Source organism: Janthinobacterium sp. GMG2, from assembly GCF_033949445.1.
GTDB classification, from domain to species: Bacteria; Pseudomonadota; Gammaproteobacteria; order Burkholderiales; family Burkholderiaceae_D; genus Janthinobacterium; species Janthinobacterium aestuarii.
Genome location: NZ_JAXAWA010000003.1, coordinates 514,431 through 532,038 on the forward strand (window position 1 = coordinate 514,431; position 17,608 = coordinate 532,038).

Here is a 17,608-nt window from a genome sequence, read left to right on the forward strand (position 1 = left end):
GTGGAAGACTATGATGGTCGTCCGCGAGTGTGCGAAGAACGCGCGCTCAACTGAAGATTGAAAGGAATTGATATGCCACGTCGTCGTGAAGTACCCAAGCGCGAAATTTTGCCAGATCCAAAATTCGGCAACACTGATGTCGCTAAATTTGTAAACGTGCTGATGCTGTCCGGTAAGAAATCGGTTGCAGAAAACATCATCTACGGTGCTTTCGAGCACATCGCAGCAAAATCGGGCAAAGATCCGCTCGAAGTTTTTGCTACCGCAATCAACAACGCCAAGCCGCTGGTTGAGGTGAAATCCCGTCGCGTCGGTGGTGCAAACTACCAGGTGCCGGTCGAAGTTCGCCCAGTCCGTCGTATGGCTCTGTCCATGCGTTGGTTGCGTGAAGCTGCTAACAAGCGCAGCGAAAAATCGATGCCACAACGCCTCGGCGGTGAGCTGATGGAAGCGGCTGAAAGCCGCGGCGGCGCGATGAAAAAACGCGACGAAGTCCATCGTATGGCTGAAGCGAACAAAGCGTTCTCGCATTTCCGCTTCTAATATAAAGCCAGCTACCGCAAGGCGGCTGTCAAGCATCTGTTGTTCGAGGCCGGGCTCATTTTTGCAAAAAAATGCTGCTCGGTTTTGTCCATTCATTTAGGATTAATTATGGCCCGCAAGACCCCCATTGAGCGCTATCGTAATATCGGTATCTCCGCTCACATCGATGCAGGTAAGACGACCACGACCGAGCGCGTCCTGTTCTACACAGGCGTGAACCACAAGCTGGGCGAAGTCCATGATGGCGCTGCCACCACCGACTGGATGGCACAAGAGCAAGAGCGCGGTATCACGATTACCTCGGCTGCTGTTACGTGCTTCTGGAAAGGCATGGCAAACAACTTCCCAGCTCACCACATCAACATCATCGACACCCCAGGCCACGTTGACTTCACCATTGAAGTGGAACGTTCGATGCGCGTGTTGGATGGCGCCTGCATGGTTTACTGTGCAGTCGGCGGCGTGCAGCCACAATCGGAAACGGTATGGCGTCAGGCTAACAAGTACAAAGTGCCACGTCTGGCCTTCGTGAACAAGATGGACCGTACCGGCGCCAACTTCTTCAAGGTCTACGATCAGATGCGTTCGCGTCTGAAAGCCAACCCAGTACCTATTCAGATGCCTATCGGCGCTGAAGACGTCTTCACCGGTGTTATCGATCTGGTCAAGATGAAAGCGGTTATCTGGGACGACGCTTCGCAAGGCATGAAGTTCGAATACGGCGACATTCCTGCACACCTGGCCGCTGATGCTGCCAAGTGGCGCGAAAACATGGTTGAAGCCGCTGCTGAAGCGTCGGAAGACCTGATGAACAAGTACCTGGAAGAAGGCGACCTCTCGGAAGAAGAGATCAAGGCTGCCCTGCGTCAGCGTACCATCGCCAGCGAAATCGTTCCAATGTTGTGCGGTACCGCCTTTAAAAACAAGGGCGTACAAGCCATGTTGGACGCGGTCATCGAGTACCTGCCATCGCCAATCGACATTCCACCTGTCCCAGGTCTGGACGAGGACGAGCAGCCAGTCGAGCGCGCAGCTGACGACAATGAGAAATTCTCGGCATTGGCGTTCAAGATCGCAACCGATCCGTTCGTCGGTCAGTTGTGCTTCATCCGTTGCTACTCGGGTACCCTGAATTCGGGCGACTCGGTGTTGAACTCCGTGAAGCAGAAGAAAGAGCGTATCGGCCGTATCGTGCAGATGCAAGCGAACGAACGCGAAGAAATCAAGGAAATGCGCGCTGGCGACATCGCCGCTGTTGTGGGTCTGAAAGACACCACCACCGGCGATACGCTTTGCGACGAAAAAGCCAGTGTCGTTCTGGAACGCATGGTCTTCCCTGAGCCAGTGATTTCGCAGGCAGTCGAGCCAAAAACCAAGGCCGACCAGGAAAAAATGGGCCTGGCGCTGAACCGCCTGGCTGCAGAAGATCCATCGTTCCGCGTGCGTACCGATGAAGAATCGGGCCAGACCATCATCGCCGGTATGGGCGAGTTGCATCTGGACATCATCGTTGACCGCATGAAGCGCGAATTCAACGTTGAAGCGACCGTCGGCAAGCCACAAGTGGCTTACCGCGAAACGATCCGTAAAGTGTGCGAAGAGTCGGAAGGCAAATTCGTCAAGCAATCGGGTGGTCGTGGTCAATACGGTCACGTGGTTCTGAAGATCGAACCGCAAGAACCGGGCAAGGGCTTCGAATTCGTTGACGCGATCAAGGGCGGTACCGTTCCTCGCGAATACATCCCTGCAGTTGAAAAAGGTGTGCGCGACACGCTGACTTCGGGCGTGATGGCTGGTTACCCAGTCGTTGACGTGAAAGTCACGCTGTTCTTCGGTTCGTACCATGATGTTGACTCGAACGAAAATGCATTCCGCATGGCCGCTTCGATGGCATTCAAAGATGGCTGCCGCAAAGCATCGCCAGTCATCCTGGAGCCGATGATGGCCGTGGAAGTGGAAACGCCGGAAGACTACGCCGGTACCGTGATGGGCGATCTGTCGTCGCGTCGCGGCATGGTGCAAGGTATGGATGAAATTGCTGGCGGTGGCGGCAAGATCATCAAGGCCGAAGTACCTCTGTCGGAAATGTTCGGTTACGCCACATCGTTGCGTTCGTCGACCCAAGGTCGTGCGACTTACACGATGGAATTCAAGCACTATGCTGAAGCACCTAAGCATGTGACTGAAGCAATCGTAAGCTCGAAAGCTAAGTAATAGAAGTTCCGGGCCGGCTTTCACGAGAATGCCGGTCCCTACATTTAAATCATTGTTCTAAGGAAGAATAAAATGGCAAAAGGTAAATTCGAACGGACCAAGCCGCACGTCAACGTCGGCACCATCGGCCACGTCGACCACGGTAAAACCACGCTGACCGCTGCAATCGCAACGGTTCTGTCGAAGAAATTCGGCGGCGAAGCTAAAGCATACGACCAGATCGATGCAGCACCAGAAGAAAAAGCGCGCGGTATCACGATCAACACCGCCCACGTCGAGTACGAAACGGAAACGCGTCACTACGCGCACGTTGACTGCCCAGGCCACGCCGATTACATCAAAAACATGATTACCGGTGCAGCCCAGATGGACGGCGCAATCCTGGTGTGCTCCGCAGCTGACGGCCCAATGCCACAGACCCGCGAACACATCCTGCTGGCCCGCCAAGTTGGCGTTCCATACATCATCGTGTTCCTGAACAAGTGCGACCTGGTCGACGACGCAGAACTGCTGGAACTGGTTGAAATGGAAGTGCGCGAGCTGTTGTCGAAGTACGAATTCCCAGGCGACGACCTGCCAATCATCAAAGGTTCGGCACGTATGGCGCTGGAAGGCAAAGAAGGCGAAATGGGCGTTGACGCAGTGCTGCGTCTGGCCGATGCGCTGGATGCTTACATCCCAACGCCAGAGCGCGCTGTTGACGGTGCATTCCTGATGCCAGTGGAAGACGTGTTCTCGATCTCGGGTCGCGGTACCGTTGTAACCGGTCGTATCGAGCGCGGCATTGTCAAAGTCGGCGAAGAGATCGAAATCGTCGGTATCACCGATACCGTCAAAACGACTTGCACCGGCGTGGAAATGTTCCGCAAGCTGCTGGACCAAGGTCAAGCTGGCGACAACGTTGGTCTGCTGCTGCGCGGCACCAAGCGTGAAGACGTGCAACGTGGTCAAGTTCTGGCCAAGCCAGGCTCGATCAAGCCGCATGCACACTTCACCGGCGAGATCTATGTTCTGTCGAAAGACGAAGGCGGCCGTCATACGCCATTCTTCAACAACTATCGTCCACAGTTCTACTTCCGTACGACGGACGTAACTGGTTCGATCGAGTTGCCAGCAGACAAAGAAATGGTCATGCCAGGCGATAACGTGTCGATCACCGTCAAGCTGATCAACCCGATCGCGATGGAAGAAGGTCTGCGCTTCGCTATCCGCGAAGGCGGCCGTACCGTCGGCGCTGGTGTTGTTGCAAAAATCCTGGCTTAATTCTTAAGCCTGCATAAAAGAAGACGCGTCGTCGCCCGGCGCCCTTCTTTTTATTCAACTGCCGGGGTTGGCAAGCATTTTGGTGCTATCATGTCGACCCTGACGGTTGTTGCGTCAGAAATTCCCGTATGACCTCATTGCCGTGCAAACCGCGCGGTTCGTTCTTTTAAGGAAATATCATGTCGGCACCAAACCAAAAAATCCGTATCCGCCTGAAGGCTTTCGATTACAAACTGATCGACCAGTCCGCTCTGGAAATCGTTGAAACCGCGAAGCGCACCGGCGCTGTCGTCAAAGGCCCAGTACCACTGCCTACCCGTATTCAACGTTTCGATGTGCTGCGTTCCCCGCACGTCAACAAAACTTCGCGCGATCAGTTCGAGATCCGTACGCACCAACGCCTGATGGACATCGTTGACCCAACGGACAAAACCGTTGACGCGCTGATGAAGCTGGACCTGCCAGCTGGTGTTGATGTCGAAATCAAACTGCAATAATCGGTTTTAAGAAGGCCGGCGGGGTATCCCGCCGCCTGATGATGGGGCCGGGCCTGCTCACGATTGTGAGTGCGCCCGGCCCCATTGCTATTGGTGCCAGCGTACCTCTGCAAAATCGCTTTACAGTGCCGCAGCCGGCCGATAAAGTTGCTGCATGCTTAACGCCCTCGATACCCATCTGTTAAATGCCGCTCCCCGTGAGCGCCTGCGCGGCTGGCCGCGCTTCCTGACCGAATTTTTGTATTTCGGCATCAAGGAGGCGAGGTCGTGCCTGTTCGTGGGGCTGTTTTTTGCCGCCGTCTTCCTGGTGCCGCGCGCCGGCCTGTTCGGCCTGCCGCGCTATGACGTGCTGCTGCTGGTGGCGCTGGCGATCCAGGGCGCGATGCTCTGGAGCGGGCTCGAGACGTGGGATGAATTGAAAGCCATCTGCCTGTTTCATGCGGTCGGCTTCGCGCTGGAAGTGTTCAAGGTGTCGGGGACGATCCAGTCGTGGAGCTATCCCGACTTCGCCTACACCAAGGTGTTCGGCGTGCCCCTGTTTTCCGGCTTCATGTATGCGGCTGTCGGCAGCTACATCATCCAGACCTGGCGCCTGCTCGACATGCGGATCCGCCACCATCCACCGTACTGGATGGCGGTGCTGATCGCGCTGCTGATCTACGCCAACTTCTTTACTCACCACTACATCGGCGACTACCGTTGGTACCTGGCTGCCTGCGCGCTGGGCCTGTACGCGCGCACCACCGTGGTGTTCCGCCCGCTCGACCGCGACCGCAGCATGCCCTTGCTGCTCGGTTTCGTGCTGGTCGGCTTCTTCATCTGGCTGGCTGAAAACATCAGCACCTTCTGGGGCGTGTGGCGCTATCCGAACCAGCTTGGCGCGTGGTCGGTCGTGCACGTCAGCAAATGGAGCTCATGGTCGCTGCTGGTGGTGATGACGTTCACCATCGTGGCGCACCTCAAGCACATCAAGGCCAGCATCCACGTCGCCCAGCCTTAGGCCGGGCTTCGGGACGGCTTGTTACAAGCTGGCCGCCACCACGTCGAAGCGCGCGCCCAGCGCCGCTTGCGGGCCGCCTTGCAGTTGCTTCGCATATTGGCGCAGCACTTCCGCCGAATACGTGCGCGAGGCGGGCGACAGCTTCGGCAGCAGCGGCAGCACGCGTTCCAGATAGCCCGTGCCTTCCTGCCACTTGCCTTGCGCGGCCAGGGCCGACGCCAGTTCCACCATGCGGCGGCCAACGCGCGCATCGCTGCGCGGCTGCGCCGCTTCCTCCGTGGCCAGCGCTTGCCGGTACAGTTGCTCCGCTTCCGCATTCTTGCCCTGCAAGCGCTTGATGCGGCCCAGGTTGTACTGGCGCTGCGAGAGGATGTCCGCGCTGGCCCCGGCCTGCTCGGCACTGCGCAGCGCCTGTACGCAAGCCAGTTCCGCTTCGCCAAACTGGCCCTTGAGTTCGGCCGCGTTGCAGGCGTCCTGCTGTTCATTGGAGGTGGTGAGCGTCGCTGGCGCCGCGCAGGCGGCCAGCAGGCTGACGGCGCATAGCAGGCTGATGGTATGGGTCTTCATAGTCTCCTCGGACGGGTGTCAAACACGGTGTATCGGTGGAGTCATGCCGTAATAAATATACTATAAGTTTTTTGGGGTAGGGTGGCTTTTCGCCAGCCCGCGCGATTGACGCCGCTTGCGTGCTTCAGGGATACTCCGGGCTTGTCCATTAATGCGTGCCGCCGCCATGTCCAAGACTGTCCTGATCGTGGAAGATGAACAGGCGATTGCCGACAGCATCGCCTATGCCTTGCGCACGGACGGCTTTACGCCGCGCCATGTGATGCTGGGCGAGCACGCCCTGGCCGCGCTGCGCCCCATGCCCGGCGAAGCGGCGCAGATGCCCGTTCTCGTGGTGCTCGACGTGGGCTTGCCCGACATGAGCGGGCTGGAAGTGTGCCGCCAACTGCGCCAGTTTTCCGACGTGCCGGTGATCTTCCTGACGGCCCGCAGCGACGAGATCGACCGCATTGTCGGTCTGGAAATCGGCGCTGACGATTACGTCACCAAACCGTTTTCGCCGCGCGAACTGGTGGCGCGCATCCGCGTCATCCTGCGCCGCGCGGGTGTCGCTCAGGTGCCGCGCGAGACTGGCATGACGATAGCCGCGCCTGTCGCCGCGACCGCGCCGGCGCGCTTCGAGTTGCGCGCGCTTGAGGCGCGGGTGCTGTTCCACGGCCAGCCGCTGGACCTGACCCGCTATGAATACCTGCTTCTGAAAACCCTGCTCGAGCATCCGGGCCACGTGCTGTCGCGCGCGCAGCTGATGGAGCGCGTGTGGAGCGGTGCGCCCGACACGCTCGAGCGCACCGTCGACGCGCACGTCAAATCGCTGCGCGCCAAGCTGCGCGCCGTCGATGCGCAGGTCGACCCCATCCACACTCACCGTGGCCTCGGCTACAGCCTGGCCGGCGCATGAAGATCGGCCTGCGCATCCTGCTCGGCTACTTCCTGATCGTCGGGCTGGCCGCGTGGTTCCTGCTGAATGTCTTCATGGAGCAGGTCAAGCCGGGCGTGCGCTCGACCCTGGAAGACACGCTGGTCGATACCTCGCAACTGCTGGCCAGCCTGGTGGCGCCCGACGTGAAGGCGGGCACGCTGGCGCAGTCGCCCGTGGCCGAGCGCATGCAGGATTACGCGCGCCATGGCGTGGACGTCAATATCAATGGCGTGCGCAAGCGCACGCTTGATTACCGCATCACTATCACGGACCGGCACGGTATCGTGCTGTTCGATTCCAGCGGACGCGACGTGGGGCGCGACTATTCGCGCTGGAATGACGTGTACCTGACCTTGCAGGGCAAGTATGGCGCGCGCAGCACGCGCAGCCGGCCTGACGACGAGATGTCGACCGTGATGCACGTGGCCGCGCCGATTCGCGACGGCAATGAGGTGATCGGCGTGCTGACGGTGGCCAAGCCGAACGCCAGCGTGCAAGCGTTTGTCGAGCGCAGCCAGCGCAAGATCCTGCAGCGCGGCGCCGTGCTGTTGTTGTTGTCGCTGCTGATCGGCCTGGCGTTCGCCTGGTGGCTGCACCATGCGCTGGGCAAGCTGATGGACTATATCGGCGACGTGGAAGCGGGGCGCAAGGTGGCGCTGCCGGCGCTGGGCACGAACGAGATCGGTACCCTGGGGCGGGCGCTGGAGGCGATGCGCACGCGCCTCGAGGGCAAGGAGTATGTGGAGCAGCTGATGCACACCCTGGCGCATGAATTGAAAAGTCCGATCGCCGCCATCCAGGCCTCGGCCGAGCTGCTGCAGGAAGACATGCCCCCGGCGGAGCGCCGCCAGTTCCTCGCCAGCATCCTGGAACAGAATGCGCGCCAGCGGCAACTGATCGACAAGCTGCTGGCCCTCGTGCGCGTGGAAAAGCAGCAGCGCCTGGATCACCCCGAACGCATCGCGCTGGGGCCGCTGCTGGCGCAAGTGGTGCAGGACGCTGCCGCCACCCTGGCGGCGCGAGGCGTGCGCCTGCAACTGCAGGCCGACGAGGCGAGTGTGGCGGGCGACGCCCTGCTGCTGCGCCAGGCGCTGGGCAACCTGCTCGACAACGCGGCCGGCTTTGCGCCGCCGGGCAGCTGCATCGACCTGACGGCGCAGCGCCACGGCAGCCAGGTGGAAATTGCCGTGCGCGACCGCGGCGCGGGCATTCCCGCGTATGCGCTCGAACGCGTCTTCGAGCGCTTTTATTCCCTGCCGCGCCCGAGCGCCGGCAAGAGCACGGGCCTGGGCTTGCCCTTCGTGCGCGAGGTCGCCTCGCTGCATGGCGGCACGGTCGAGGTGCTCAATCATGCGGAGGGGGGCGCCTGCGCGCGCCTGTGTCTTCCACTCGCCTAGCGCACTTTATTTGCCGGCTTCACACAGACTGCATCGTCAGCGCATACAGCTTTTTTACACTGGCCGCCTTACTTCAAGGATGCGCCATGCAAAAAACTCTGTTAGTCAAAGCGTTGATCGTGTTCGGCCTGATGCTGCTGATCGGCCTGCCTTTGCTGATGATTCAGGAAACGATCAAGGAGCGGATGGAATTCCGCCAGGAAGCCGTCAACAGCATCGCCGCCGATTCGGTGCGCGAACAAACCATCATCGGCCCCATTCTCGTGATTCCCTACACGGAGCAGTACGAAGAGCGCGTGGAGGTGGCCAAGGGCGATGACAAGGAAGCGAAATCGCCGGTGCGCACCGAGTTGCTGCGCCGCCTGGTGCAGCGCCGCCTGATCGTCTACCCGAACGATCTGCAGATCAATGGCAACATCGAGACGGACCGCCGCTACCGCGGCATCCACCAGGTGCTGGTCTACAGCGGGCAGCACGCGTTCAAGGGCGACTTCACGGTGCCGGCCAGCAGCCAGCTGCCGCGCAAAACGCCAGACTCGCGCGTGACTCTGGGCGCGCCTTTCGTGGCCCTGTCCATCGAGGACGTGCGCGGCATCCGCAATATCCCGAAAATCGACTGGGGCGGCCAGAAGATCGAGTTCGAGCAGGGCACCGACCTGTTTGCCTTCCGCAGCGGCCTGCATGCACCGCTGGGCGCCATGCCGCTGGCGGCGCCGCAGCAGGTGCGCTTCAGCTTTGACCTGGGACTCGATGGCATCGAACGCCAGCATTTCGTGCCGGTGGCGAAAAACAGCCAGATTAGCATCAAGTCGAACTGGCCCCATCCGCAGTTTGGCGGGCGCTTCCTGCCGTCGCCGAAGAACCGCCAGATCGACGCCCAGGGTTTCAACGTGGCGTGGAATATCTCGTCGCTGGCTACCAATGCGCAAACGCAGCTGAGCACCATCGAGGGCGAATTCAAGGTGCCCGACAATGCGCCGCTGGGCCAGATCGACCGCTTCAGCGTGGGCTTCATCGAACCGGTGAACGTGTACTCGCAATCGGACCGGGCCACCAAATATGGCTTGCTGTTCGTAGCGCTGACCTTTGCCGCCTTCTTCATTTTTGAAATCCTGAAGAGCCTGCCGATCCACCCGGTGCAATATCTGCTGGTGGGCCTGTCGCTGGTGATCTTCTTCCTGCTGCTGGTGGGTCTGGCCGAGCACATCGCCTTCCTGGCCGCTTACCTGATCGCCAGCGCCGCCTGTATCGTGCTGACCAGCTTTTACCTGGTGCACGTGCTGCACAACGCGTGGCGCGGCATCGGCTTCGGCGTGGCGCTGACCTTGCTGTATGGCGCGCTGTATGGCTTGCTGAGCTCGGAAAACAATGCGCTGGTGATGGGCAGCATCCTGTTGTTCGCCGTGCTGGCCGCCATCATGGTGGCGACGCGCAAGGTGGACTGGTATCAGATTGGCAAAGGAGTGCCGCAAGAGTAAGGACTGGCAAGGCGCCATGCGCCGCCATGCATACAGCCAGCCCGGACGGTGATCTGTCCGGGCTGGCTTTTTGTTTGGCGGCGGCATTAATTGGTAGTTGGTTGGTATTGTTTACGGTATTCTATTGGCATTGCTTTTTAAGTAATGGCGGGCGCCGCGGCGCCTGCCCGGAGCGGCGCGAGGATGGCGTGTCGTCCTGGTTGTTCTTCCATCTGATAAACGGAGATGAAATATGATCAAGAAGTCGATGGCTTTCCTGTTTGCGCTGGGCCTGAGCGCCTCGTATGCGTTTGCCGCTGGCGATGTCACGCAGTGCTATAGCGAGTGCGGGCAAAAAGTGGCCAATTGCCGGGCGCACCTCGGTGGCAGCCCCATCTGCGAAGATCTGTACCAGCATTGCCTGATCAACTGCCAGCAATAAGCTTTTTCGGGCGTCGCGCCCGGGAAGTGCAGGGCAGGGCGCGCAAGCCATTGCGCGCCCTGTGTGTTTCCGCCATTGCCCGCCAGGGCGCATGGCGCCGTGCTTTGCGCCCGTCAAGTTGGCTTGCGGCGGCATTTTTCCGGCGCGCCGACAACTCCCGCAGGGGCGTCGCGCAACACTTTGACATACCTCGTGTTAACTTGTTGCGTCAAGGGTTTTTGTGCTATATACTAGCCGGCTTCGGTATGGATTCGTCTTTTTTGAGTCCTACGTTACTTTGTAGTTAAACAAGCCCCGCCCAATCGCAGGTGGGAATGGAGAAAAAATGAGCCTAGGCCTTCTCGGTCGCAAGGTTGGTATGATGCGCATTTTCACGGATGAAGGGGATTCGATTCCTGTCACCGTGTTGGACGTATCGAACAACCGTGTTGCGCAAATCAAAACCCCTGAAACAGATGGTTACTCCGCTGTTCAGGTCGCATTCGGTCAACGTCGCGCTTCCCGCGTGACCAAAGCTGTTGCTGGTCATCACGCTAAAGCTGGTGTTGAAGCCGGTACTCTGTTGAAAGAGTTCCGTGTCGACGCTGCCAAAGCCGCTGAACTGAAAGCTGGCGATGTTGTCGCTGCTTCCCTGTTCGAAGTCGGTCAAAAGATCGACGTGCAAGGCGTTACCATCGGTAAAGGCTATGCAGGCGTTATCAAACGTTACCACTTCGCTTCTGGCCGTGCAACGCACGGTAACTCGCGTTCGCATAACGTTCCAGGTTCCATCGGTATGGCACAAGATCCAGGTCGCGTTTTCCCTGGTAAGCGCATGACCGGTCATCTGGGTGACGTTAACCGTACGATCCAGAACCTCGTGATCGCCCGTATCGATGCCGACCGTCAGCTGTTGCTGGTCAAAGGCGCGATTCCAGGTGCGAAAAATGGCCAGGTAGTTGTCTCGCCAGCCATCAAAACCAAAGCCAAGAAGGGAGCTTAAACGATGGAACTCAAGCTTCTGAATGCGCAAGGTCAAGCCGCCTCGAACGTTGCTGCAGCCGATACGATTTTCGGCCGTGACTACAATGAAGCGCTGATCCACCAAGTCGTCATCGCTTATCAAGCGAATGCACGTAGTGGTAACCGCAAGCAAAAAGACCGTGAAGAAGTTCACCACACGACGAAAAAGCCATGGCGCCAAAAAGGTACCGGCCGCGCTCGTGCTGGTATGTCGTCGTCGCCACTGTGGCGCGGCGGTGGTCGGATTTTCCCGAACTCGCCTGACGAAAACTTCACCCACAAAGTGAACAAAAAGATGTATCGCGCAGGTATCTGCTCGATCCTGTCGCAGCTGGCTCGCGAAGAGCGCCTGATCGTCATCGACGATCTGACGATCGACGCGCCAAAAACCAAGCTGCTGTCGCAAAAATTGAACGGCCTGGGCTTTGATTCGGTTCTGATCATCACCGACGTTCTGAACGAAAACCTGGAACTGGCATCGCGCAACCTGCCTAACGTACTCGTCGTTGAGCCACGTCACGCAGACCCGATGTCCCTGGTGTTCTACAAGAAGATCCTGGTCACCAAAGCTGCATTGGCCAAGATTGAGGAGATGCTGGCATGAGCGCGATTTTGAAACATAGCGAAGAACGCTTGATGAAGGTGCTGTTGGCGCCCGTGATTTCCGAAAAGGCCACCATGGTCGCGGAAAAGAACGAGCAAATTGTATTCCGCGTACTGCCGGATGCAACCAAGCCTGAAATCAAGGCAGCGGTCGAACTGCTGTTCAAGGTTGAAGTTCTGTCCGTGCAAACTGCAAACCGCGAAGGTAAGCAAAAGCGCACCGGCAAGTTCAACGGCCGTCGTAACCATACCAAGCGTGCTTTCGTGTGCCTGAAGCCTGGCCAGGAAATCAACTTCTCCGAGGAGGCTGCATAATGGCACTCGTTAAGATGAAACCAACCTCGCCAGGCCGTCGCGGCATGGTGAAGGTGGTGAATGCCGACCTGTACAAGGGTCGTCCATTCGCTGCCCTGGTTGAAAAGAAATCCAAGACCGCTGGTCGTAACAACAACGGTCACATCACCACCCGTCATATCGGTGGTGGTCATAAGCAACACTACCGCTTGATCGACTTCAAGCGCACCAAAGATGGTATTCCAGCGAAAGTGGAACGTATCGAATACGATCCAAACCGCACCGCGAATATCGCTCTGCTGTGCTACGCCGACGGCGAACGTCACTACATCATCGCAACCAAAGGCATGGCCGTTGGCGACAGCGTGATGAACGGTTCGGAAGCACCGATCAAATCGGGTAACTGCTTGCCAATCCGTAACATCCCAGTCGGTACCGTGATGCATTGCGTCGAAATGCTGCCAGGTAAAGGTGCCCAAATGGCACGTACCGCCGGCGCTGGCGTTGTGCTGATGGCACGTGAAGGTACCTACGCTCAAGTGCGTCTGCGCTCGGGTGAAGTACGTCGCGTGCACATCGAGTGCCGTGCAACGGTTGGTGAAGTCGGCAATGCCGAGCACAGCCTGCGTAAAATCGGTAAAGCTGGTGCGATGCGCTGGCGCGGTGTTCGTCCTACCGTTCGCGGTGTGGTCATGAACCCGGTCGATCACCCGCACGGTGGTGGTGAAGGTAAAACAGCAGCTGGTCGTCATCCAGTTTCGCCTTGGGGCCAACAGACTAAGGGTAAGAAGACACGCAGCAACAAGCGTACTACTTCCATGATCGTCTCGCGCCGCGGCAAGAAATAAGGGGTAGCACATGACACGTTCATTGAAAAAAGGGCCGTTCTGTGACGCCCACCTGGTGAAAAAAGTTGAAGCCGCGCAAGCAGCCAAAGACAAAAAGCCAATCAAAACCTGGTCGCGTCGTTCGACAATCATGCCTGACTTCATCGGCCTGACGATCGCGGTTCATAACGGCAAGCTGCACGTGCCGGTTTATGTTTCCGAAAACATGGTTGGTCACAAGCTCGGCGAATTCGCACTGACCCGTACGTTCAAGGGCCATGCAGCTGACAAAAAGGCTAAGAAATAATGGAAACTAAAGCTATCCTCAAAGGTGTGCGCCTGTCGGACCAAAAGGGCCGCCTGGTTGCTGACCTGATCCGTGGCAAGAAAGTTGACGCTGCACTCAACATCTTGCAATTCAGCCCGAAAAAAGGTGCTGCGATCATCAAACGCGTTCTGGAATCCGCTATTGCGAATGCCGAGCACAATGATGGTGCGGACATCGACGAATTGTTCGTGAAAACGATCTACGTCGAAAAGGGCCCCGTCCTGAAGCGCTTCACCGCGCGTGCAAAAGGCCGTGGCGACCGTATTTCGAAACAATCCTGTCACGTTTACGTGACTGTCGGTAACTAAGGAGCCACGATGGGTCAGAAAATTCATCCAACCGGTTTCCGTCTGGCGGTCACCCGTAACTGGGCTTCGCGCTGGTATGCAGGCAACGGTAATTTCGCTGCCATGCTGAACGAAGACTTGAAAGCACGTGCTTACCTGAAAAAGAAACTGAAGAACGCATCCGTTGGCCGCATCGTTATCGAGCGCCCAGCCAAGAACGCGCGCTTCACGATCTACAGCTCGCGTCCAGGCGTGGTCATTGGTAAAAAAGGCGAAGACATTGAAGTACTGAAGTCGGCGCTGACCAAGATCATGGGCGTACCTGTTCACGTGAACATCGAAGAAATTCGCAAGCCAGAAATCGACTCGCAACTGATCGCCGATTCGATCGCTCAGCAGCTGGAAAAACGGATCATGTTCCGCCGCGCCATGAAGCGTGCAATGCAAAATGCAATGCGCCTGGGTGCTCTCGGTATCAAGATCATGTCGTCCGGCCGTCTGAACGGTATCGAAATCGCACGTAAAGAGTGGTACCGCGAAGGCCGCGTGCCTCTGCATACCCTGCGCGCCGATATCGACTACGGTACCAGCGAAGCGTCGACCACCTACGGCATCATCGGTGTCAAGGTGTGGGTATACAAAGGTGACCGCGCGCCTAACGGCGATGCACCAGTCATCGATACCCCAGCTGACGAGAAGAAAAGCCGCGGCCCACGCCGTGACGATGGCAAGCCAGCTGGCCGTCCACGTCCAGCCGGTGCCGGTGCGAAACCATCCACAGCACCAGGTGCACGTGTGCGTACCGCCGCTAAACCGGCCGCCGCAGCAGCACCAGCTGAGAAAGCAGGAGAATAATCATGCTGCAACCAGCACGCAGAAAGTATCGTAAAGAGCAGAAAGGCCGTAATACCGGTATTTCGCACAGCCGCGGCACCGCCGTGTCGTTTGGCGAATTCGGTCTGAAGGCAGTTGCGCGCGGTCGTATCACTGCGCGTCAAATTGAAGCGGCGCGTCGTGCAATGACGCGTCACATCAAGCGCGGTGGCCGTATCTGGATCCGTATCTTCCCGGACAAACCGATTTCGAACAAACCGGCTGAAGTCCGTATGGGTAACGGTAAAGGTAATCCTGAGTACTACGTCGCTGAAATTCAGCCAGGCAAAGTACTGTACGAAATGGATGGCGTTGATGAAGCGCTGGCACGGGAAGCATTCCGTCTTGCCGCCGCTAAACTGCCACTGGCGACGACGTTTGTCATCCGCCAAGTCGGCCAATAATTGGAGTTGTATATGAAAGCATCTGAACTCCGCGGCAAGGACCAGCCAGCTCTGCAAAAAGAGCTGAATGACCTGTTGAAGGCACAGTTCGGCCTGCGCATGCAAATCGCTACGCAGCAGCTGAGCAACACTTCGCAGCTCAAGAAGGTACGCCGCGATATCGCGCGTGTGAAGACGGTAATGAATCTGAAGGAAGCCAAATGAACGAACCAGTGAAACAGTCGCTCAAGCGCACGCTGATCGGTAAAGTGGTTTCGGACAAGATGGACAAGACCGTTACCGTTCTGATCGAGCGCCACGTAAAACATCCTTTGTATGGCAAGATCATCATGCGCTCGAACAAGTATCACGCGCATGACGAGACCAACCAAGTCAAGGCCGGTGATACGGTCGAGATCCAGGAAGGTCGCCCGATCTCCAAAACGAAGGCATGGACGGTGACACGTGTGGTTCAAGCCGCACCAACCGTTTAAATAAAAGCCACCGTTTCGGCGGTGGGTTTTAATTAGTACTTGCAGGCCCGCAAATTGTATGTAATACTTGCGGGCTTCGTTCATGTAACGCCGCAAAGTGTCTGGCCACAGACAGTAGCATTCGCGGTCAGTTGATGTATGAAGGTCATGCACCCAAACAGTGAAGCCCAGCAGGGCGGCTCTGGCGGGACCAAGACTGACCGTGGGTCTACATTGTGTGGATTCTTCGGCTTAAGTTGGGAAAGAGAATACTATGATTCAAACTGAAAGCCGGCTCGAAGTGGCTGACAATACCGGTGCCAAAGAAGTAATGTGCATCAAGGTATTGGGCGGCTCCAAGCGCCGTTATGCTGGCATTGGCGATGTGATCAAGGTAACCGTTAAGGTTGCTGCGCCACGTGGCCGTGTCAAAAAAGGTGAAATTTATAACGCCGTGGTTGTGCGCACCGCTAAAGGTGTTCGCCGCCAAGACGGTTCCCTGGTGAAGTTCGACGGCAATGCCGCCGTTCTGTTGAACGCCAAGCTGGAACCGATCGGTACCCGTATTTTTGGACCTGTCACACGCGAACTGCGTACTGAGAAGTTCATGAAAATCGTGTCCCTGGCACCGGAAGTCCTGTAAGGAGTCGTAATGGATAAGATTCGTAAAAACGACGAAGTCATCGTTCTGACCGGGAAAGACAAGGGCAAACGTGGTGTGGTACAGCAGCGTATCGATGCTGAACATATCGTGGTTGACGGCATTAACATCGCTAAAAAAGCGACTAAGCCAAACCCGATGACTGGCGTAACTGGTGGTATCGTCGATAAGACCATGCCAATTCACGTGTCCAACGTTGCATTGTTTAATGCAGCGACTGGCAAGGCAGATCGCGTGGGTTTCAAAGAAGTGGACGGCAAGAAAGTTCGCATCTTTAAATCCTCCGGCGAAGTAGTGAAGGCTTAAGAAATCATGGCACGTCTCCAAGAATTCTATAAAGAAAAAGTCGTTGCCGACCTGACCAGCAAGTTTGGTTACAAGTCGGTAATGGAAGTTCCACGCCTGACCAAGATCACCCTGAACATGGGTGTTGGTGAGGCTATCGCGGATAAAAAAGTTCTCGAGCACGCAGTTGCTGACTTGACCAAGATCGCCGGCCAGAAGCCAGTGACCACCAAGTCCCGCAAAGCGATCGCAGGCTTCAAAATCCGTGAAGGTTACCCGATCGGTACGATGGTCACCCTGCGCGGCGCTCGCATGTACGAGTTCCTGGATCGCTTCATTACCGTGGCTCTGCCGCGCGTACGCGATTTCCGTGGTGTGAACGGCCGTGCATTTGATGGTCGTGGCAACTACAACATCGGTGTCAAGGAACAGATCATTTTCCCTGAAATCGAATACGACAAGATTGACGCGTTGCGCGGTATGAATATCAGCATCACGACAACCGCTAAGACCGATGACGAAGCCAAAGCTTTGCTCGCCGCCTTTAAATTCCCTTTCAGGAACTGATCATGGCCAAACTGTCACTGATTAATCGTGAGATCAAGCGTGCTGACCTGGTGGCGAAATTCGCCCCTAAGCGCGAAGCTCTCAAGGCCATCGTCGATGACCAATCGAAATCGGAAGAAGAGCGCTACGAAGCTCGCCTGAAACTGCAGGCGCTGCCACGTAACTCGAACCCGACGCGTCAACGTAACCGTTGCGCCATCACTGGTCGTCCGCGCGGCACATTCCGTAAATTCGGTCTGGGTCGTATCAAGCTCCGTGAATTCGCCATGCGTGGTGAAATTCCGGGTATGACAAAAGCAAGCTGGTAATAGGAGAATATGCAATGAGTATGAGCGATCCTATCGCCGATATGCTGACCCGCATTCGCAATGCACAAGGCGTGCAAAAGACGACCGTGGCCATGCCATCGTCGAAAGTCAAAATTGCGATTGCCAGCGTCCTGAAGGACGAGGGTTACATTGAAGATTTCGCTGTTGCCGAAGCTGGTGGCAAAGCGGAACTGAAAATCGGTTTGAAGTATTATGTTGGCCGTCCCGTCATTGAGCGCTTGGAGCGCGTGTCCCGTCCGGGTCTGCGCGTCTACAAGGGTAAAGACGAGATCCCTGTTGTGATGAATGGCTTGGGTGTGGCGATCGTGTCGACTCCGCAAGGCGTCATGACTGACCGCAAAGCACGCGCTACCGGTGTCGGCGGCGAAGTTATTTGCTACGTGGCTTAAGGAGTTAC

Annotated in this window: 26 protein-coding genes; 25 read left to right on the forward strand and 1 reads right to left on the reverse strand. The window is 57.3% G+C overall.

What is annotated here, in order from left to right; genetic code table 11:
• Positions 1–72: 72 nt before the first annotated feature.
• From rpsG to SKZ59_RS14380, 5 genes are all read left to right on the forward strand, one after another.
• Positions 73–543, forward strand: a complete 471-nt coding sequence (gene rpsG, locus SKZ59_RS14360) for a 30S ribosomal protein S7 (RefSeq protein ID WP_010394377.1) — start codon at positions 73–75, stop codon at positions 541–543.
• 108 nt (positions 544–651) lie between these two features.
• Positions 652–2,757: an elongation factor G gene (gene fusA, locus SKZ59_RS14365; protein ID WP_034753184.1), complete on the forward strand. Its 2,106-nt coding sequence runs from the start codon at positions 652–654 to the stop codon at positions 2,755–2,757.
• A gap of 72 nt (positions 2,758–2,829) precedes the next feature.
• On the forward strand, positions 2,830–4,020 hold the full coding sequence (gene tuf / locus SKZ59_RS14370; protein WP_034753125.1) for an elongation factor Tu: 1,191 nt from the start codon (positions 2,830–2,832) through the stop codon (positions 4,018–4,020).
• A gap of 179 nt (positions 4,021–4,199) precedes the next feature.
• Positions 4,200–4,517 carry a 30S ribosomal protein S10 gene (rpsJ, locus tag SKZ59_RS14375; protein ID WP_010394389.1) on the forward strand — a complete coding sequence of 106 codons (318 nt, stop codon included), beginning with the start codon at positions 4,200–4,202 and terminating at the stop codon, positions 4,515–4,517.
• A 154-nt stretch (positions 4,518–4,671) separates the two neighbouring features.
• Complete coding sequence (locus SKZ59_RS14380; RefSeq protein WP_058051042.1) at positions 4,672–5,517, forward strand: DUF817 domain-containing protein; 846 nt, start codon at positions 4,672–4,674, stop codon at positions 5,515–5,517.
• A gap of 21 nt (positions 5,518–5,538) precedes the next feature.
• Here SKZ59_RS14380 and SKZ59_RS14385 read toward each other — a convergent pair whose 3' ends face one another.
• Positions 5,539–6,084 carry a tetratricopeptide repeat protein gene (locus tag SKZ59_RS14385; protein ID WP_051991374.1) on the reverse strand — a complete coding sequence of 182 codons (546 nt, stop codon included), beginning with the start codon at positions 6,082–6,084 and terminating at the stop codon, positions 5,539–5,541.
• A 166-nt stretch (positions 6,085–6,250) separates the two neighbouring features.
• On the opposite strand from SKZ59_RS14385, the gene creB reads away from it, so the two are divergent.
• The 20 genes from creB (at position 6,251) to rpsH (ending at position 17,600) form a co-directional block, all read left to right on the forward strand.
• Positions 6,251–6,982: a two-component system response regulator CreB gene (creB, locus tag SKZ59_RS14390; protein WP_072457689.1), complete on the forward strand. Its 732-nt coding sequence runs from the start codon at positions 6,251–6,253 to the stop codon at positions 6,980–6,982.
• Complete coding sequence (creC, locus tag SKZ59_RS14395; RefSeq protein WP_072457615.1) at positions 6,979–8,400, forward strand: two-component system sensor histidine kinase CreC; 1,422 nt, start codon at positions 6,979–6,981, stop codon at positions 8,398–8,400. Before creB ends, creC begins: the two co-directional genes overlap by 4 nt.
• An 86-nt stretch (positions 8,401–8,486) precedes the next feature.
• Positions 8,487–9,878, forward strand: coding sequence for a cell envelope integrity protein CreD (creD, locus tag SKZ59_RS14400; RefSeq protein ID WP_319992135.1), 1,392 nt, complete (start codon positions 8,487–8,489; stop codon positions 9,876–9,878).
• A gap of 26 nt (positions 9,879–9,904) precedes the next feature.
• On the forward strand, positions 9,905–10,114 hold the full coding sequence (locus SKZ59_RS14405) for a hypothetical protein (protein WP_139248493.1): 210 nt from the start codon (positions 9,905–9,907) through the stop codon (positions 10,112–10,114).
• The gene (locus SKZ59_RS14410; protein WP_034753196.1) at positions 10,111–10,299 is read left to right on the forward strand and encodes a hypothetical protein; all 189 of its coding nucleotides are present in this window, start codon (positions 10,111–10,113) and stop codon (positions 10,297–10,299) included. Before SKZ59_RS14405 ends, SKZ59_RS14410 begins: the two co-directional genes overlap by 4 nt.
• A gap of 325 nt (positions 10,300–10,624) precedes the next feature.
• Complete coding sequence (gene rplC, locus SKZ59_RS14415) at positions 10,625–11,281, forward strand: 50S ribosomal protein L3 (RefSeq protein WP_010394393.1); 657 nt, start codon at positions 10,625–10,627, stop codon at positions 11,279–11,281.
• A 3-nt stretch (positions 11,282–11,284) separates the two neighbouring features.
• The gene (gene rplD / locus SKZ59_RS14420; RefSeq protein WP_034753197.1) at positions 11,285–11,905 is read left to right on the forward strand and encodes a 50S ribosomal protein L4; all 621 of its coding nucleotides are present in this window, start codon (positions 11,285–11,287) and stop codon (positions 11,903–11,905) included.
• Positions 11,902–12,219: a 50S ribosomal protein L23 gene (rplW, locus tag SKZ59_RS14425; protein WP_010394398.1), complete on the forward strand. Its 318-nt coding sequence runs from the start codon at positions 11,902–11,904 to the stop codon at positions 12,217–12,219. Before rplD ends, rplW begins: the two co-directional genes overlap by 4 nt.
• Entirely contained in the window at positions 12,219–13,046 is an 828-nt protein-coding gene (rplB, locus tag SKZ59_RS14430; protein WP_034753198.1) for a 50S ribosomal protein L2, read from the forward strand. Before rplW ends, rplB begins: the two co-directional genes overlap by 1 nt.
• A 10-nt stretch (positions 13,047–13,056) precedes the next feature.
• Entirely contained in the window at positions 13,057–13,332 is a 276-nt protein-coding gene (rpsS, locus tag SKZ59_RS14435; RefSeq protein ID WP_008444295.1) for a 30S ribosomal protein S19, read from the forward strand.
• The gene (gene rplV, locus SKZ59_RS14440) at positions 13,329–13,661 is read left to right on the forward strand and encodes a 50S ribosomal protein L22 (protein ID WP_170840583.1); all 333 of its coding nucleotides are present in this window, start codon (positions 13,329–13,331) and stop codon (positions 13,659–13,661) included. Before rpsS ends, rplV begins: the two co-directional genes overlap by 4 nt.
• A 9-nt stretch (positions 13,662–13,670) precedes the next feature.
• Complete coding sequence (gene rpsC, locus SKZ59_RS14445; RefSeq protein ID WP_034753199.1) at positions 13,671–14,495, forward strand: 30S ribosomal protein S3; 825 nt, start codon at positions 13,671–13,673, stop codon at positions 14,493–14,495.
• 2 nt (positions 14,496–14,497) lie between these two features.
• Positions 14,498–14,917 carry a 50S ribosomal protein L16 gene (gene rplP / locus SKZ59_RS14450; RefSeq protein ID WP_034753201.1) on the forward strand — a complete coding sequence of 140 codons (420 nt, stop codon included), beginning with the start codon at positions 14,498–14,500 and terminating at the stop codon, positions 14,915–14,917.
• Between the two features lie 12 nt (positions 14,918–14,929).
• The gene (rpmC, locus tag SKZ59_RS14455; RefSeq protein ID WP_010394412.1) at positions 14,930–15,121 is read left to right on the forward strand and encodes a 50S ribosomal protein L29; all 192 of its coding nucleotides are present in this window, start codon (positions 14,930–14,932) and stop codon (positions 15,119–15,121) included.
• A complete protein-coding gene (gene rpsQ, locus SKZ59_RS14460; protein ID WP_010394415.1) occupies positions 15,118–15,390 on the forward strand; it encodes a 30S ribosomal protein S17 in 273 nt (90 codons plus the stop codon). The genes rpmC and rpsQ overlap by 4 nt, the downstream gene beginning before the upstream one ends.
• Positions 15,391–15,643: 253 nt before the next feature.
• Complete coding sequence (rplN, locus tag SKZ59_RS14465) at positions 15,644–16,012, forward strand: 50S ribosomal protein L14 (protein WP_008444317.1); 369 nt, start codon at positions 15,644–15,646, stop codon at positions 16,010–16,012.
• 9 nt (positions 16,013–16,021) lie between these two features.
• Positions 16,022–16,336, forward strand: coding sequence for a 50S ribosomal protein L24 (rplX, locus tag SKZ59_RS14470; protein WP_034753204.1), 315 nt, complete (start codon positions 16,022–16,024; stop codon positions 16,334–16,336).
• 6 nt (positions 16,337–16,342) lie between these two features.
• Entirely contained in the window at positions 16,343–16,882 is a 540-nt protein-coding gene (gene rplE / locus SKZ59_RS14475) for a 50S ribosomal protein L5 (protein ID WP_010394421.1), read from the forward strand.
• Positions 16,883–16,884: 2 nt separating this feature from the next.
• Positions 16,885–17,190, forward strand: coding sequence for a 30S ribosomal protein S14 (gene rpsN, locus SKZ59_RS14480; protein WP_010394423.1), 306 nt, complete (start codon positions 16,885–16,887; stop codon positions 17,188–17,190).
• Between the two features lie 14 nt (positions 17,191–17,204).
• Positions 17,205–17,600, forward strand: coding sequence for a 30S ribosomal protein S8 (rpsH, locus tag SKZ59_RS14485; protein ID WP_034753208.1), 396 nt, complete (start codon positions 17,205–17,207; stop codon positions 17,598–17,600).
• Positions 17,601–17,608 lie beyond the last annotated feature (8 nt).

What these genes read in the sequence shown, in the direction of transcription:
- rpsJ (WP_010394389.1), top strand. Translation starts at nt 4,200, where the DNA reads ATGTCGGCACCAAACCAAAAAATCCGTATCCGCCTGAAGGCTTTCGAT.
- creB (WP_072457689.1), top strand. Translation starts at nt 6,251, where the DNA reads ATGTCCAAGACTGTCCTGATCGTGGAAGATGAACAGGCGATTGCCGAC.
- rplB (WP_034753198.1), top strand. Translation starts at nt 12,219, where the DNA reads ATGGCACTCGTTAAGATGAAACCAACCTCGCCAGGCCGTCGCGGCATG.
- rplX (WP_034753204.1), top strand. Translation starts at nt 16,022, where the DNA reads ATGGATAAGATTCGTAAAAACGACGAAGTCATCGTTCTGACCGGGAAA.
- rpsQ (WP_010394415.1), top strand. Translation starts at nt 15,118, where the DNA reads ATGAACGAACCAGTGAAACAGTCGCTCAAGCGCACGCTGATCGGTAAA.
- fusA (WP_034753184.1), top strand. Translation starts at nt 652, where the DNA reads ATGGCCCGCAAGACCCCCATTGAGCGCTATCGTAATATCGGTATCTCC.
- SKZ59_RS14385 (WP_051991374.1), bottom strand. Translation starts at nt 6,084, where the DNA reads ATGAAGACCCATACCATCAGCCTGCTATGCGCCGTCAGCCTGCTGGCC.
- creC (WP_072457615.1), top strand. Translation starts at nt 6,979, where the DNA reads ATGAAGATCGGCCTGCGCATCCTGCTCGGCTACTTCCTGATCGTCGGG.
- rpsH (WP_034753208.1), top strand. Translation starts at nt 17,205, where the DNA reads ATGAGTATGAGCGATCCTATCGCCGATATGCTGACCCGCATTCGCAAT.
- rplN (WP_008444317.1), top strand. Translation starts at nt 15,644, where the DNA reads ATGATTCAAACTGAAAGCCGGCTCGAAGTGGCTGACAATACCGGTGCC.
- rplP (WP_034753201.1), top strand. Translation starts at nt 14,498, where the DNA reads ATGCTGCAACCAGCACGCAGAAAGTATCGTAAAGAGCAGAAAGGCCGT.
- rplC (WP_010394393.1), top strand. Translation starts at nt 10,625, where the DNA reads ATGAGCCTAGGCCTTCTCGGTCGCAAGGTTGGTATGATGCGCATTTTC.
- rpmC (WP_010394412.1), top strand. Translation starts at nt 14,930, where the DNA reads ATGAAAGCATCTGAACTCCGCGGCAAGGACCAGCCAGCTCTGCAAAAA.
- rpsG (WP_010394377.1), top strand. Translation starts at nt 73, where the DNA reads ATGCCACGTCGTCGTGAAGTACCCAAGCGCGAAATTTTGCCAGATCCA.
- SKZ59_RS14380 (WP_058051042.1), top strand. Translation starts at nt 4,672, where the DNA reads ATGCTTAACGCCCTCGATACCCATCTGTTAAATGCCGCTCCCCGTGAG.
- tuf (WP_034753125.1), top strand. Translation starts at nt 2,830, where the DNA reads ATGGCAAAAGGTAAATTCGAACGGACCAAGCCGCACGTCAACGTCGGC.
- rplW (WP_010394398.1), top strand. Translation starts at nt 11,902, where the DNA reads ATGAGCGCGATTTTGAAACATAGCGAAGAACGCTTGATGAAGGTGCTG.
- rpsC (WP_034753199.1), top strand. Translation starts at nt 13,671, where the DNA reads ATGGGTCAGAAAATTCATCCAACCGGTTTCCGTCTGGCGGTCACCCGT.
- SKZ59_RS14410 (WP_034753196.1), top strand. Translation starts at nt 10,111, where the DNA reads ATGATCAAGAAGTCGATGGCTTTCCTGTTTGCGCTGGGCCTGAGCGCC.
- rplD (WP_034753197.1), top strand. Translation starts at nt 11,285, where the DNA reads ATGGAACTCAAGCTTCTGAATGCGCAAGGTCAAGCCGCCTCGAACGTT.
- rpsS (WP_008444295.1), top strand. Translation starts at nt 13,057, where the DNA reads ATGACACGTTCATTGAAAAAAGGGCCGTTCTGTGACGCCCACCTGGTG.
- creD (WP_319992135.1), top strand. Translation starts at nt 8,487, where the DNA reads ATGCAAAAAACTCTGTTAGTCAAAGCGTTGATCGTGTTCGGCCTGATG.
- SKZ59_RS14405 (WP_139248493.1), top strand. Translation starts at nt 9,905, where the DNA reads ATGCATACAGCCAGCCCGGACGGTGATCTGTCCGGGCTGGCTTTTTGT.
- rpsN (WP_010394423.1), top strand. Translation starts at nt 16,885, where the DNA reads ATGGCCAAACTGTCACTGATTAATCGTGAGATCAAGCGTGCTGACCTG.
- rplE (WP_010394421.1), top strand. Translation starts at nt 16,343, where the DNA reads ATGGCACGTCTCCAAGAATTCTATAAAGAAAAAGTCGTTGCCGACCTG.